Source organism: Streptomyces zaehneri, assembly GCF_032248645.1.
GTDB classification, from domain to species: Bacteria; Actinomycetota; Actinomycetes; order Streptomycetales; family Streptomycetaceae; genus Streptomyces; species Streptomyces coriariae.
The window spans coordinates 112,367-125,578 of record NZ_JASTTJ010000014.1 but is presented as its reverse complement, the minus strand read 5'-3'; the positions used below and the strand labels follow the sequence as shown (position 1 = coordinate 125,578).

15 protein-coding genes and 1 pseudogene are annotated in these 13,212 nt (G+C 69.0%); 5 read left to right on the top strand and 11 right to left on the bottom strand.

What is annotated here, in order from left to right; genetic code table 11:
• The first annotated feature begins 762 nt into the window (after positions 1-762).
• Positions 763-1,968, top strand: a complete 1,206-nt coding sequence (locus QQM72_RS23300) for an FAD-dependent oxidoreductase (protein WP_314222806.1) — start codon at positions 763-765, stop codon at positions 1,966-1,968.
• Between the two features lie 110 nt (positions 1,969-2,078).
• On the opposite strand, the gene QQM72_RS23295 is transcribed toward QQM72_RS23300, so the two are convergent.
• On the bottom strand, positions 2,079-2,825 hold the full coding sequence (locus QQM72_RS23295; protein WP_314222805.1) for an SDR family NAD(P)-dependent oxidoreductase: 747 nt from the start codon (positions 2,823-2,825) through the stop codon (positions 2,079-2,081).
• Positions 2,826-3,335: 510 nt separating this feature from the next.
• On the opposite strand from QQM72_RS23295, the gene QQM72_RS23290 reads away from it, so the two are divergent.
• The gene (locus QQM72_RS23290; protein WP_314222804.1) at positions 3,336-4,271 is read left to right on the top strand and encodes an SDR family oxidoreductase; all 936 of its coding nucleotides are present in this window, start codon (positions 3,336-3,338) and stop codon (positions 4,269-4,271) included.
• Between the two features lie 188 nt (positions 4,272-4,459).
• Here QQM72_RS23290 and QQM72_RS23285 read toward each other — a convergent pair whose 3' ends face one another.
• From QQM72_RS23285 to QQM72_RS23255, 7 genes are all read right to left on the bottom strand, one after another.
• The gene (locus QQM72_RS23285) at positions 4,460-4,798 is read right to left on the bottom strand and encodes a nuclear transport factor 2 family protein (protein ID WP_314222803.1); all 339 of its coding nucleotides are present in this window, start codon (positions 4,796-4,798) and stop codon (positions 4,460-4,462) included.
• Positions 4,799-5,065: 267 nt separating this feature from the next.
• Entirely contained in the window at positions 5,066-5,236 is a 171-nt protein-coding gene (locus QQM72_RS23280) for a DUF5670 family protein (protein WP_314222802.1), read from the bottom strand.
• Positions 5,237-5,559: 323 nt separating this feature from the next.
• Positions 5,560-6,609: a GDSL-type esterase/lipase family protein gene (locus QQM72_RS23275; protein WP_314222801.1), complete on the bottom strand. Its 1,050-nt coding sequence runs from the start codon at positions 6,607-6,609 to the stop codon at positions 5,560-5,562.
• Between the two features lie 487 nt (positions 6,610-7,096).
• On the bottom strand, positions 7,097-7,636 hold the full coding sequence (locus QQM72_RS23270) for a hypothetical protein (protein ID WP_314222800.1): 540 nt from the start codon (positions 7,634-7,636) through the stop codon (positions 7,097-7,099).
• Between the two features lie 335 nt (positions 7,637-7,971).
• Positions 7,972-8,217, bottom strand: a complete 246-nt coding sequence (locus QQM72_RS23265) for a hypothetical protein (protein ID WP_314222799.1) — start codon at positions 8,215-8,217, stop codon at positions 7,972-7,974.
• A 473-nt stretch (positions 8,218-8,690) separates the two neighbouring features.
• Positions 8,691-8,879, bottom strand: a complete 189-nt coding sequence (locus QQM72_RS23260; protein ID WP_314222798.1) for a hypothetical protein — start codon at positions 8,877-8,879, stop codon at positions 8,691-8,693.
• Positions 8,864-9,124, bottom strand: a complete 261-nt coding sequence (locus QQM72_RS23255; protein WP_314222797.1) for a hypothetical protein — start codon at positions 9,122-9,124, stop codon at positions 8,864-8,866. The genes QQM72_RS23260 and QQM72_RS23255 overlap by 16 nt, the downstream gene beginning before the upstream one ends.
• Between QQM72_RS23255 and QQM72_RS23250 the strand changes: the two are divergent.
• Positions 9,090-9,395: pseudogene (locus QQM72_RS23250) on the top strand (substrate-binding domain-containing protein); the annotation flags it as partial. The gene QQM72_RS23255 and the pseudogene QQM72_RS23250 overlap by 35 nt on opposite strands.
• A 90-nt stretch (positions 9,396-9,485) precedes the next feature.
• Here the strand turns inward: QQM72_RS23250 and QQM72_RS23245 are convergent.
• Together QQM72_RS23245 and QQM72_RS23240 are read right to left on the bottom strand one after the other, a co-directional pair.
• On the bottom strand, positions 9,486-9,893 hold the full coding sequence (locus tag QQM72_RS23245; RefSeq protein ID WP_314222796.1) for a YunG family protein: 408 nt from the start codon (positions 9,891-9,893) through the stop codon (positions 9,486-9,488).
• Between the two features lie 114 nt (positions 9,894-10,007).
• Entirely contained in the window at positions 10,008-10,259 is a 252-nt protein-coding gene (locus QQM72_RS23240) for an acyl carrier protein (RefSeq protein WP_314222795.1), read from the bottom strand.
• Between the two features lie 67 nt (positions 10,260-10,326).
• Here QQM72_RS23240 and QQM72_RS23235 point away from each other — a divergent pair, with 67 nt between their 5' ends.
• The gene (locus tag QQM72_RS23235) at positions 10,327-10,683 is read left to right on the top strand and encodes an acyl carrier protein (RefSeq protein WP_314222794.1); all 357 of its coding nucleotides are present in this window, start codon (positions 10,327-10,329) and stop codon (positions 10,681-10,683) included.
• Positions 10,684-10,769: 86 nt separating this feature from the next.
• A complete protein-coding gene (locus tag QQM72_RS23230) occupies positions 10,770-11,837 on the top strand; it encodes a bis-aminopropyl spermidine synthase family protein (protein ID WP_314222793.1) in 1,068 nt (355 codons plus the stop codon).
• A gap of 145 nt (positions 11,838-11,982) precedes the next feature.
• Here QQM72_RS23230 and QQM72_RS23225 read toward each other — a convergent pair whose 3' ends face one another.
• The gene (locus tag QQM72_RS23225; protein ID WP_314222792.1) at positions 11,983-13,089 is read right to left on the bottom strand and encodes a BtrH N-terminal domain-containing protein; all 1,107 of its coding nucleotides are present in this window, start codon (positions 13,087-13,089) and stop codon (positions 11,983-11,985) included.
• Between the last annotated feature and the right edge of the window lie 123 nt (positions 13,090-13,212).

The window sequence follows — 13,212 nt, the reverse complement described above, 5'->3', positions numbered from 1 at the left end:
ACTATGAGAGTTGACGAGTGACGTCAATAGATCCGCCGCGTCGTTCGCTTGCGTGCGCACCCCCACCGGGTGGCGGCGCGTCGTGACTTCGGTGGGGCGTCAGCGCACGCCGGAGCCCGAAGGGGCCGGGTCGGTGCGCCCGCCGGGACCGTGGTGTGCGCGGCGCGGGCCTGGCGGCCTGCCGCCGCCGCGCACAACGGGGGACCCTCAGGACGGGTTTCCCGGCATGTCTTCGCCCGGCCCGACGGTCACGGACCCGGCCGCCCGATAGGCGGGTCGACCACCAGGCCGCACCCGAAGGTCGAGCGGCAGCAGGGGCTCCTCTCCCCGTTCGTCGCCGTCGGGCGGCGTGCTGACTCGCCGCAGGAGTTCGGCTCACACGGTGAGGGCGCGCCGAAGTCCGACGAGGGTGACGACGTATGGCGCCACGCGGTCAATTGGAATGCGAGCACGTATTCTCTCGGCGGTCAAGTACTGTTTGGCCGACCAGATATCTCGCAATGCGTCAAGGTTTTGTCGGGTAATTGGGTGAAGCCTTCTTCGATGGCGCAGGAAAGTAAACTCCCGCACATTGTGCGATTGATCCCTCCTTGGTTGCCGACCGCCGGTGTACGCTTTCACGGCACACGAAATTGCTCTCCGGTTGGTAGTCCGGACCGCAGGTCACCGGTTTTCCGTTCTGCGTCAACGTCCTCCCCTTTGGGGAGTCCTGGTGTGCTCCGAGTAGGAGAAGAACTCTGCACTGGGAGTACTGTGTCTGAAATGCGCATTGTCATCGCCGGCGGCGGGCTCGCCGGGCTGACGCTGGCCCACTACCTGAACCGGAACGGCCTGGACGTGGCCGTCTACGAGCGCGACGCCGATATCGCGGCACGCGAGGCCGGGTACCGGATCCACATCAACTCCACCGGCACCTCCGCGCTGCACGCGGCGCTGGAGCCTCGCCTGTGGGAGCTGTTCCTGGCGACCTGCGGCATGCCGAGCGAGGACATGCTCCTCTTCGACGAGCAGCTCAACCTCCGCCCCGGCCGGGACAGGTCGGCCACCGAGGGCACCGGCGTGCCCGCCGACATCCCCGAGCACCTGGTGGTGTGCCGTTCGACTCTGCGCCGCATCCTCTACCTCGGCCTGGAGAAGGCCGTGCACTTCGGTGCCAGGGTCACCGGCTACCGCACCCACCTCGACTCGTCGATCACCGTGCTGCTGGAGGGCGGTGCCACGGTCGAGGCCGACGTCCTTATCGCCGCGGACGGCATCAACTCGGCGGTCCGCGCACAGCGCCTGCCTCAGGTCCAGGTCGCCGACCTCGGCTCCCGTCATATCGCCGCGAAGATTCATCTCACCGGCGAGGCGAAGGCCAAGCTGCCCGCAGAGCTGTTCAATGCCTTCTCGCTGGCCTACGACGCCGACTTCACCGGGTTGACCCTCGGCCCGCTGGAGCGCACCGACCCCGCATCACCGCTGATCGCCGAGCAGGACCCCGGCTTCCGGCGCGAGGCCACCGCCGACTACGCGCTGAGCATCTTCAACTCCCTGCCCGACCTGATGCTCCCCGACGACGAACTCTTCACTGCCGACCCCGACGAGCTCAAGGCACACGTCCTGCAGCGCGTCGCCGGCTGGCACCCGGCCCTGGTCGACACCGTCCGGCTGTGGGACACCGCCACCGTGCAAGCCCTCAAGTGCCGCAGCTGCGTACCCGTCGACGCCTGGGAACCGTCCAACATCACCGTCATGGGTGACGCGGTCCACGCCATGAGTCCCGCGCTGGGCATCGGAGCCAACACCGCACTGCGCGACGCACACACCCTGGGTGATCAGCTGCTCGCCGTCGCCGCAGACGGTAAGCCGCTCCTCGACGCCGTCGCCGGATACGAGCGGGCCATGCGCGACTACGCGTACCACGCCCTGCGTATGTCCGCGTTCGTCGGCCAGAGGGTGATCGGGCACCTGCCCCTGCCCGAATAGTCACCGCCCTGCTCGGGCGGCGCCGAAGGGCACCGCCCGAGTTCACCGCCCTCGCACACCGAATTGGCCACATTCACGACATGCCTCGGCCGCACGACGGCGGGCGCCCTTCACCGCCCCAGTGCCGCGCCGCCGTTGATGTGCAGCAGTTGCCCGGTCATGTAGGCAGCCTCGGGCGAAGCCACGTAGTGGACGGCGGCGGCGATCTCCGACGGCAGGCCGGCACGGCCCGTCAGGGACTGGGCGACCCGGGAGGCGACGAAGTCCGGCGTGGCGCGGTCTCCGAAGAACTCGGTGTCGGCGACGAATCCGGGGGCGACCGCGTTCGCGGTGATGCCTTCGGGGCCGAGCCGCTGGGCGAGGTCGTACGTGTAGCTGTTGATCCAGCCCTTCGAGCCGCCGTAGGAGCCGGCGCCCCGCAAGGAGGCGATCGAGGACAGCTGGATGATGCGGCCCCCGGGGCGGCGCATGTGGGGGAGCAGAGCCTCGGTGAGGAGAACGGCGGTCAGGACGTTGGCGTCGAAGTTGCGGCGGTAGCTGTCGGCGATCGCGGCGAGCGAGCCGTCATGCGAAGGAGCGACGTTGCCGCCGGCGTTGGCGACCAGAACTCCGAGAGGTGTCTCGTCCTCGGTGATGAACTCGACCGCCCCACTCACCTGTTCGGGGTCCGAGAGGTCGACCGCGTACCAGTCGGCCGTCGACTCGCCATGGGCGTCGTTCAACTCCTCGGCGGCCTTGCGCAGCATGTCCGCGCGTCGGCCGAGCAGGACGACACGGTCCCCGTCGGCGGCGAACTTCCGCGCGGTCGCCAGTCCGATGCCGGTGCCGCCTCCTGACACCACAACACGGCGCTGCATCAGGGCCGTCCTTCCCGCTGCGTCATCGTCTTCGGATGTGAATCGAGGTCATGAGTGTGTACAGCACGCGCGACGCTACGGAGCGCATGACGCCTCGTCAAGTGGTCGTGCGGCGGGCAGCAGCGGTCAGGCTCGGGGGATCGGCGCCGATCCGCCGTCCGTCCAGGCTCGGGGGATCCGCCTCCGCGCCTGACGACCGCCCAAGCGGCACGACCCGGACGGCCGGACGGCCGGACGGCCTCGCGGCTTCGTACCGATCGGCCGGGAGTCGGCTCGCCCCTGCCGCGACACGACCTGGTAGGAGGGGCGCCGGCTCGAGGGCTCGGCCCTCTGCCACGCACGCATGGCGGCCATCGCCGCATTATGCGGGAATGATGCTGTACAGGTCGTAAGGCACGTACGGGAGGTTCGGCCGGTATGCCGGTGGGGGCTGTCGTCGGGCGGAGGGCGAGCGGAGGGGCGAAGCGGAGGGTCGGTGGCTGGTCGGTGGCATGGAGGGAACGAGGGCCTATGCGCGGGACGCCCGGTGCCGGTCGGCGCCACGGTATGCACGGCACGCAGCTGAGCGGGCGGGTCGCGGTCGTCACCGGTGCCGCCCGCGGGGTCGGTGAGGCCCTCGCGCGACGCCTTTCCAGTGCCGGGATGCTCGTGGCGCTGGTCGGACGCGAGGAGGAATCGCTCCGCCGGGCGGCTGCCTCCCTGCCCAACCGGAGCGTCTGCATCGAAGCCGACGTCACCGATGTCGCAGCCCTGGACCGAGCGGCCCGGCAGGTCAGTGGAGCGCTGGGCCGGGCGAGTGTGGTCGTGGCCAATGCCGGCATCGCCACCGGCGGCCCCTTCGTCCGCACTCCGGCCGACCTCTGGCAGCGGGTCGTCGACGTCAATCTCACCGGATCCGCCAACACCGCCAGATCGTTCCTGCCCCATCTCGCCGACACCCGCGGCTACTTCCTCCAGATCGCCTCCACCGCGGCATTCGGCTCCGCCCCGATGATGAGCGCCTACTGTGCTTCCAAAGCCGGTGCGGAGTCGTTCGCGCTGGCCCTGCGCGGCGAGGTGGAAGCCGACGGCATCGCGGTCGGAATCGCCTACCTTCACTGGACCGGGACCGACATGGTCACCGGCATCAGCGACCACCCCGTCCTGCGGGCCCTGCGCCGCAATCAGCCCCGTTTCGCACAGCGCGTACACAGTCCCGACCAGGTGGCCGACTGGCTGACCACCGGCATCACCCGCCGCGCCCGTCACATCTACGCACCTCCGTGGCTACGCTGGTGCCAGCCGTTGAGGCCTGCCTTTCCGGCGATCGTCACCCATCTCGCCCGGCGTGAGCTGCGCCGGCTGTCGCCGACGGAGCTGGCCGGTGACGTCGGAGTCCTGGGCGTCGGCGGCCGCGCCGACTGGGACGCCCACCGAGCATCCACCCGCCCCCCTCGGTTCGAGTAGTCACTCCACCCGTCGACAGCGGACTCAGGGGACTCAGGGGACTCAGGGGACTCAGGGGACTCAGCGGACTCAGGGGACTCAGGGCCGGTCTCTCGGCGGGGTGTTTGCATCGCGTGGTCGGACGGACCGGCGGTGACCTTCGGCGACTCGCAGAGCACCGTGGACGAGGTCGTCGGCCGCGGGGCTTGTCATGCTTTGCCGCCGAAGAAGACCTGCACGTCCTGGATGAGCCCGTCCCGGACCGTGATCGCCTCCATGTTGCGGTGCCTGGCGCCCGTTGTGAGCACGTACTCGTAGTGGACGAAGACGACCTCTTCGTCCGCGGGTATGACGTGGAGCAGGCGCTGCTCCGTCATCCGGTCGGCCGTGGGGAAACACCGCTCGAAGAACGTCGCCTTGTCGATGTGATCGTCCTGTGGGCTGGTGAACGAGAATCCGTCGGCGTAGAGAGCGAGGGCGGCGTCGCGGTCCTGCGACCTGTAGTGCTGAAAGGCCGCTTCGACGACGGCTTTCGGACTGCTGGTCATACGGGCTCCTCGGTCGGACGGCAGGCCCTGTCTCGCCACCGTACAACCGCGATTCGCGCCCTGCGGCGGCGAGGCCGCCGCGGCACCGGCCCCACGGTGCCTCATCTCCGGCCCCAACCTCAGGCCGCCACCTCCGGCCGCCCGCCAGTGCCCGGGAAGCCGAGAGATGCACCCTTTGCCTCAAGGGGGTGTCCCGAGGCAGGACAAAGGACATGGCTGTGGGCCCCGGTTTTTCCGGGGCCCACAGGCCGGGTGTCGTCGGCTGGGTCACCAGCGATACCAGCGGCCCTTGCGGCCGCCGGTGTCCGCACTGCGCATCACGAAGCCCAGCAGCCAGACGACCAGCACGATGACGGCGATCCACCACAGAGCCTTCAGCGCGAAGCCCGCGCCGAAGAGGATCAGAGCCAGAAGCAGAACGAGAAGCAGGGGAATCATAGTTATCAACCTTCGTTGCTCCTGGTGCCCGGCGATTCGAAGAACATACGGCCGATTCGCCTGGTTTTCTTTAGCGTTCTAAGGGAATTGGAAGCAGTTCCCTCCGCGGCGGCGGGGCGGGCCGACCAGTGTCGCACGGGGCTTGCGCATCCGCTGGTGTCGCGGCCGCGGTATGGCTGGGTCGAGCGGGGCGCGGGCGGCGGTCTGGGGCAGGGGGTGGCGGCCCGATGTAATGAAGCTGGCCGCTTGTGTCGTAGCGGTCGAGCGCAAGGGACGACGGTGCGCTGAGTGCCGCCCGACTCACCTCATTGAGTCAGCGGTTGTCAGGACGCCGAACACGTGGCCGTCATCGGAGGCGTGCCCGCCGCAGCCGACGTACTCGCGAGGAAGCCGAAGGTGGTGCTCGCCCCCGCCGTCAACGTGCCGTTCCACCCTGCGTTGCGCACCGTCGTCCCGGTCAGCGTGCCGTTCCAGGCCTGGGTGAGCCGGCTGTCCGTCGGGAGTACGAGGGTCACCGCCCAGGAAGAGATCGCCGCCGTGGACGAGGTGTTGGTGACCGTCACCTCACCCTGGTAGCCGCCCTGCCACACTGACACCGCCCGGAAGGCCGCCGAGCAGCCACCGCTCCCGGGGTCCCCGGGGTCACCAGGGTCACCCGGGGTGAGCAGGGCCGACAGCGCCGGGTACCAGCGGGCCGCCATCTTGGCGTCGCCGGAGGCGTTGGGGTGGACGCCGTCGTAGGTGTCCGTGGCCGTGTCGAAGCCCGTCCACTGGTCGACGACGGTTACCGGCGACTGCGCGGTGGTGATTCCCTGGGCCCAGGCCGGAATGCGCTGGTTGAAGGCCACTGTACGAGCGGCACACTCGGCGCAGCTGCTCGGATTGATCGGGATGAGCTGGGCGACCAGCACCTTCATCGCCGGGTTGCTGGCCCGCATCTGGCCGACCAGCTTGGTGTACGCGGCGAGGATGGTGTCCGGCGCGATGCTGCTCCAGACGTCGTTGGTGCCGAAGTGCATGACAACGATGTCTGGCAGGGTCGCCGCCAGCCATCCAGGCAGCAGGTTCTGGTCGGCTGTGGCGGTGGCCTGGAAGCCCCCGTGGCCCTCGTTGTCGGCGTCGTGCGTGAGGGCGCAGCTCTGGGCGTTCAGTGTGCCGACGAAGTCGATGTCGGTGTAGCCGGCGTTCTGCAGCTGGTTCCAGAGGAGGGAGCGCCAGCAGCCGGGGGAGCCGGTGATGGAGTCGCCGAGCGGCATGATGCGTACCGGGGTCGCGGCCGCGGCGGACGGGGCGGCGGCCATGCCGAGACCGGCGGCCAAGACGAGCAGGGCGGCCAGGAAAGCGGCGAGGAGGGGGTGACGACTGCTGCGCACGGGGTGTCCTTCCCGAAGTGGGGCGGGAGTGGGAGTGCGGTACGCGTGCATGGGAGCGCTCCCATCGCGGCGTGTTCGTTCATCAAGCCACCGTTGTCGCTGGCGCGTCAATAACTCGGACAGGCCCGGACCGAGTCGGTCACGGCGCGAGAACGCCGTACGCCGCTGTCTCGGCCTCCGAGGGCTCCGCGGCCTCCGAGGCCTCCGCGTCGCCGGGGCGAACGCGGGCTGGGGTCCTTGTCGACGAGCGGCGCACGGACGCCCTCCGCCGGATCTGGGTGCCGGAGGAAGTCGCAGGTGATCCGTCAGGCCTGAACACGGCCTCCAGGGTGGGTGTTTCACGCATCCGGCGGAGGGTGGCCAGGCGCACTGTTGATCATGGTTGTGCGGTGGGGAGCGCGACGCGTGAAGCACTCGTCGGCGACCGGGAGGATCACGGGCTTGTCCGCCGGAGTGATAGCGGTGGGCGGGCAGATGTGTGCAGTGCTCAGTGCGGGCGCGCCGAGGAGCCGTAGCCGTCACTGTGACGGAGGACGGTGACGGCTGCGGTAGGTGCCGGCCACGCTTGGATGAGGTACCACTCGGTCACCCCTTCAGGGGCGAGGTCGACTGCGGTGTCTCGGCCGCGGGCGTGAATGCGCAGCCGGTAGTCGCCAGGGCCGTTGAACGACAGGACGGGAAGTTCTTCGTCCAGGTCGTCCATCAGGCCGCGGACCATGAGATCCCCCGACGCGGAGTGTGCGGAGAGCTCCACGATCTCCTGCCAGTCTTCGTTGCCGGGTGCTGGTGCTGGTGCTGGTGCTGGTGCGGGTGCGGGTGCGGGTGCGGTTTCGTGGAATGTGACGGTGACGTCCACGTCGCCGGTGTGGATGCCGGTGCGGACGACGGTGACACCGTCGATCACCTGAACGAGCCCGTTGTGCTCGTACTCCAGATCTGGGGCGGTGGGTCCCTCCTCGTCGTTGATGGTGAACTGGTGGTACTGCACCGGGACACGTCCGCTGCCCCGTTCGATCTCGTCGCTCATCCGCAGTCCTTCGTCGGGGTGCCGGCTATTTGATCTCAGCACAGGATGCCGACAGGGATGCGGCAGGCCGTGTTCCGGTCCTGCGTGATCCTGGTCCTGTCCGTAGGCCGGATGGGATGGCTCGCGGTGCCCTGCTTGCCCGGCGGGACACCCGGCCCCGAGCATGGACATGGCCTTGGACCGGGCCGTCGGCCGTGACCGGCAGGGACGTGTCCAGCCCTACGCCCGCACTGCCGGGGCCGCGAGCTCCGGTTGCCCGTCGGCCGACGGGCACGCAACGCGTGGTGCCGTACGCACACGGGCAGCCGCAGGTTCTTCCTGTCCGCGGGTCCGACTCACACGTCCTCGGTGTCCCGCACGTCGATCTGGCACGCCAGGTCGGGAATGACATCGAGCTGGTTCTTCACCGCCTCACGGACATCGCCGGCCAGTGACACCGACACCCCGGCGGGGACGTCGGGAGCGTCCGGGCGGTTGACGGATGACACGATCGCGTCGGGATCCATTTCCTCCAGTGCGTGGAGAACCTCGTCGACTCGGTCGCTCCGCACGGTTGTCGAGACGTAGGTACGGACAGTCATGGTTGTCTCCCTTGTCGTAACCGGACTCCTCGGCCCGTCATCCGTCGTCCTCGTCGGGCGGGCACGAGACCACGGGCATCACGGAACCCATGCCGCCAGCCTCGCCCGTCCGGAGCCCGTCCGCATTCGCACTCCTCCACGCGGGCGTCAGGCCCTGGTCCCGCACTCTCGGGCGGAGCAGAACCCGGAGGCTGGGAGGGTCTCCCATGACCAGCTCAGAGCGTGATCATCGTCCTGTCGAGTCCGTCCCGGCCAAGGAACAGGCGGTGCGCGGGGCGAAGCCCGCCAGGCGGCCGTGGGACGCGGCCGGGGATGCGGAGCGTGTCGGCGATGCGAACGGGCGCAGTGGTGAGCCAACAGGTGTCTCCTGGCTACCCCCCCACCCGTCTCCCGCGGGAGGGGGAGGGCGGGCGGGTCGGTTCGGCCGACCGCCCGCCTTTGGTGAAACCCTTCTTCTGGGGCGTCGGTCGTGGTCAGGCGAGCCTGAGCAGGGTGTAGTCGTCGCAGTATCCGGCCGAGGAGCCGGCGTTCTTGTAGCAGTAGACGGCGGCCGAGGTGGTGGTGGCGCCCGTCGTGAAGAAGATCGGCTGCTGGGCGTAGGACGTCGTCGAGGTCCGCGAGTACGTTTCCGTCCCGCCGAAGCCCTTCACGCCGACTGCCACTTCCTCTCCGGCGGTGGCTGCTTGGCCCAGCCGGCCAGCAGGTAGGTGCCGCCGGAGGTGAGACCACCGACCGTCTGGACCGCTCCGCTGGCGCTGGCCCCGTTTCGCAGGGAGTACGTTCCGCTGCGTGGGTTGGACGCGACCACGCTGGACTCCGTACCGGCGCTCTGGGTCCAGGGAGTCAGGGCACCCGTCTCGAGCCCCGGGTTGGTGACTGTGTTGGTGGCGGACGACGGGGCCTCCACCGCGAGGTCGTGCGACTCCTCCTACGCCAGCGGTTTCCGGGCGGCCTCCCACCTCCTCGCCGAGCACCGTCCGACGGCGATCGTCGCGGGCGCCGATCTGATGGCACTCGGCGCCATCGACGCCGCCCGCGCATGCGGCCTCACCGTGCCCACCGACTGCTCGGTCGTCGGCTTCGACGACCTCCCACAGGCGGCACAGAGCTTTCCCGGTCTGACCACCGTGCGTCAGCCACTGCACGACATGGGCCAGAAAGCGGCGCGCGCGCTGCTGTCCGTCGTCGACGGGCAGCGGCTGCTCACGGATCACATGGAGGTGGGCACCCAGCTCGTCCTCACGCAGCAGAAGCTCGACCCTCGCAGGTCAGGAAGCCGATTCCGGGAGGTGGCCGAGGTGTTCGAGGACGCGCTCGCGCAGGATGAGGTACTCCTCCCAGCGTCGAGGCAGAGGCCCCGGCGGGCGTTTGACGACACGGGCCGCGATGACAGTCTGGCCGTCCTGGAACTGCTCGCGCGTCAGGTCGAGTTCCACGCCGCTGGGCAGTCGATTCCACCAGTGAAATCCATGCTGTTCCCCGCCGCAGTGGACCTCGCCGACGACGAGGTCGCCACCCAGGATGTCGTTCACGATCAGAGCCGTGATGTCGCAGTGACCCCACGCCGGGTTGTCGGGCTGCCAGCCGGCGCGAGCGAGGTCGTCCGGAGAACAGGTGTCGGCGGCCCAACTGGCGCGCAGGGCTTTGTCGATGTCCAGCAGGTTCCAAGGGATCATGTCTTCAGCATCGCAACCGCCACTGACATCGGCGGTCGCCTGGAAGGCTCCTCGGCCGGCTGCCCCAGGGGCGACAACCGGCCCTGGGGCACAGCGGGTTCGCCGTGCGCACGCTCAGGTGCGGGGGAGCCTCGACAGACTGTCCCACAGGGTCGACGGTGTCTCGAAGGTCTCCATGACCAGCATCTCGTCCGGCAGTTCCACCGAGAACCTGTCCTCCAGCTCCGCCACCAGGTTGAGCAACGTCAGCGAATCCAGGCCCAGTTCCGTCAGGCTCGCGTGCGCGTCGACGGGTGTCCCCTCGTCGAGGAAGGGGAGTGACTGCCGGAGCGCGGATTCGAAGTCGCTGTAGGAAAGGTCGTTCACGGGCTGCTCCTCCATGCTGTGGGGCCTGCGGGCGACGACTGCGCCCCCGTTCCGGTCAGGGTAGTCCGTGCGCGATCAAGAAGGGGAGCCCTTTCTGAAACAATCTGTTCATGTTTGGCCAATGATTTCCCCGAGCAAGTATGCGGGTGTGACGAGTCATCAGAGGGATGAATTATTCCATGACGTATCCATACTTCTGAAATCGGTCGACGACACATTCGATCCGGAGCGCATCGCGCCCGATGCGCATTTGCTTTCCCTCACTTTGGGATCCCTGCAGCTGCTGGAGTTCCTGAACCGGCTCGAGGAGCGGTTCTCCGTTTCCATTCCCGATGAGGATCTCGTCGTCGACCGCTTCTCCACCCTGGAGAAAATCGTCGCCTACGTCGCCTCGCGGCAGGCAGAGGCCGGGGACGGTCGGTGAGTGCGGAGCAGCACGCCGAATGGTCCCGGGTCCTACGGAATGCGGGGCCGGACGAGGTGTGCGATCCGCGGGCCACGGTACGCGCGGTGGCCCAGGTCGTCCGACGCGCGCGGGGCGGCGGACGGCTCGACGACATCGTCCGTGGCCAGATGACGGTCAACTCCGGGCTGTGGGTGCTCTCACGGCTGTGCCGGGACGGAGCGGCGCGCGTCGACCCCGACGGCACGGTGCGGCCCGGCACCGGGACCCCGGCCGCCCGCGACGACGGAGCGCCGGGGTTGGTCGACCTCACGCTCGCCGACGGACTCGTCGACTGGGATGTCCTGGCCGAGGTCCTGACTCGGCGCACCTACGCACCTGACCCGGAGCTGCACCAGAGCTTCGACACCTTCGCCTCGCTGCGGCGACGGCTCGCGGTCATGGACTACTACGACGACCTCGACGGCCGTACGGTGCTGCAACTCGGCGACGACGAGATGTTCGGCGTGGCCATCGGCCTGGCGGACGGCGTACGGCACGTGCATGTCGCGGACACCGACGAGCGGGTGCTCAGGTCCATCGGGGACGAAGCGGACCGCCTTGCCCTGGGCCTCACCACACACGTCGTCGACGTACGCCGGGACCGGCCGAAACTCCCCGGCGTGGACACGTTCTTCGTCAGCGGGCTGAAGGATCCCGGTGGTCTCTTCCTGTTCGTGGCGACCGCCGTGTCGGCCGTGTCAGGAGCGGGTGCGGCCGGCTATGTCAGTTTTGATCTCGACGTGTACCGGGCCGGCGGCGGTTCCGGCCAGGGCGGGGAACCGGCGCAGCGGGAGGTGCTGCGGATGTTCGACCGGCTCGACTGCACCGTGACCGCTCTCCTGCCCGGCGACGACGGGCTGTTGGAGGACTCCGTCCTGGCGGACCTGGGCGAGGCCACTCGGGGCGCGGCGCGACAAGCCGCCTCCCCGACGGAACTCGGGGCACGGCTGCGGACACTGCTCGCCCAGCGGCCCGCCGGTGCCGACCTGCTGCTCTACCAGCCCGGATTCCCGCACGCGCAGCTCAGGCCCATCTCGCTCGCCCGCATCGAGACCGGCCCTGCGAGCAGGCGGCTGGCGAGCCGCTACCTCGGGTTCCTGCAGAGCGCGGTGCCTGCCTCGGGCGGCGGCTGAAAGCCGGTCACGGGATCCCGGGAGGCGGCGCCGCGAAGTCGGCGCGCGGGACGGGCGATCCGCGGGGACCCACTCCCCGCCGAAGCCGGTCATCGGGTGAGCACGGAATCCGCGGTAGCCCGCCAACGGTGTCGAGAGGCTTCCGTCACAAGGCGATTCCTGGCGGACCGGGGGAATCAGGACCCATCGATGCGGGGTCGGCCGACCGTTGGCCCGACTCGGCTAGGGATTCCCGCAGTCGCGCGTTCCACTCCCTTTCCAGGGTCACCGTCTCGGTGATGAGATCGGCGATGCGCTGTACTGCCACGGATCCCTTGCGGAAGCGCAGGAAGAAATAGTTCCGGGTCATTTCCCAGCGCCGGGAGAGGGCTTCCGCGTCGGCGGCCCGATCGGTCAGCGCGGGGAGTGCACAGGTTTCGGCGGCGGCCCGCAGGAAGCGTGCGTTCAGGGCGCGTTGGCTGGCCAACTCGCCGAACCAGGCACTGACCTCGATCGTTCCCACGGGACTGAGTGAGGCGAAGGCGTCCGGGGTGGCGCGCAGTTCGTCGGCGCATGCGGTCGCCAGATCCGCGCCGGCGGAAAAGTGCGCGTTCCCTGCGACGGCTGAGCGGAACCGCTCCTGGCGCCTCTCCTTGCGTGTCTCCTTCCGCGCCGCCTTGTGTGCGTCCCCGGATTCGAGCGGTCGGGGCTTCAGGACCACCGTGCGGTTCCGCCAGTCCGGGTCGCCCCGGCGGGCTTCTCCCAGCGCGTCCGAGGACATGGCGGTGAACAGCGTGCCGCTCTCCATGAAGCCGTCGAAGAGGGACCCCTGATAGCGGTCGACGATCCGCAGCACACCCGACTTCTCCGCGTCGTCGCCGTCCCAGGGACGGATCACTATCCGGTGTGAATGGTGCTGCTGGCCGTGGAACGAGCTGTGGGGGACGTGGAAGGTGTCCACCCAGGCGATCACCGGATTCCCGTCCGACAGCTCAGCCCGAATGTATTCCTCGGCTTGTCGCGAGTCGGCGTGGTGAATATGGTCGGCGGTCAGGCCGTGCCATTCGCTCAGGATCTCCTCGGGCGTCCGACGGTGGATCCCGATCTGTTCCACGGGCCATTCGGAGTCGACGGCGTCCGTCCTGCGGTGGTATCCCCAGTGATCTCCCAGAACGCTCGGATCGTGACCGAGCCAGGCCGCCGTGATGCCGAAAGTCGCCGAAATGCAGTCGAGTGCCAGGAAATCCCGGTCCGATGCGCCCTGCCGCTCCAAGAACCCCGCTCCTTCGTTGTCCATCGCCGTCCGCAGTGTTCCGGCCAATCCGACGCGACCCCCCGTGATCCCCTTGACGCAGGGTGCCCGCGAGCCGTACAGCGCGCCGGATGCTACGCTGCG

Bases quoted from the DNA above. Each gene is read 5' to 3' on its own strand.
- QQM72_RS23245 (WP_314222796.1), bottom strand. From the start codon at position 9,893: ATGATCCCTTGGAACCTGCTGGACATCGACAAAGCCCTGCGCGCCAGT.
- QQM72_RS23300 (WP_314222806.1), top strand. From the start codon at position 763: ATGCGCATTGTCATCGCCGGCGGCGGGCTCGCCGGGCTGACGCTGGCC.
- QQM72_RS23280 (WP_314222802.1), bottom strand. From the start codon at position 5,236: ATGATTCCCCTGCTTCTCGTTCTGCTTCTGGCTCTGATCCTCTTCGGC.
- QQM72_RS23285 (WP_314222803.1), bottom strand. From the start codon at position 4,798: ATGACCAGCAGTCCGAAAGCCGTCGTCGAAGCGGCCTTTCAGCACTAC.
- QQM72_RS23295 (WP_314222805.1), bottom strand. From the start codon at position 2,825: ATGCAGCGCCGTGTTGTGGTGTCAGGAGGCGGCACCGGCATCGGACTG.
- QQM72_RS23265 (WP_314222799.1), bottom strand. From the start codon at position 8,217: ATGACTGTCCGTACCTACGTCTCGACAACCGTGCGGAGCGACCGAGTC.
- QQM72_RS23270 (WP_314222800.1), bottom strand. From the start codon at position 7,636: ATGAGCGACGAGATCGAACGGGGCAGCGGACGTGTCCCGGTGCAGTAC.
- QQM72_RS23290 (WP_314222804.1), top strand. From the start codon at position 3,336: ATGCGCGGGACGCCCGGTGCCGGTCGGCGCCACGGTATGCACGGCACG.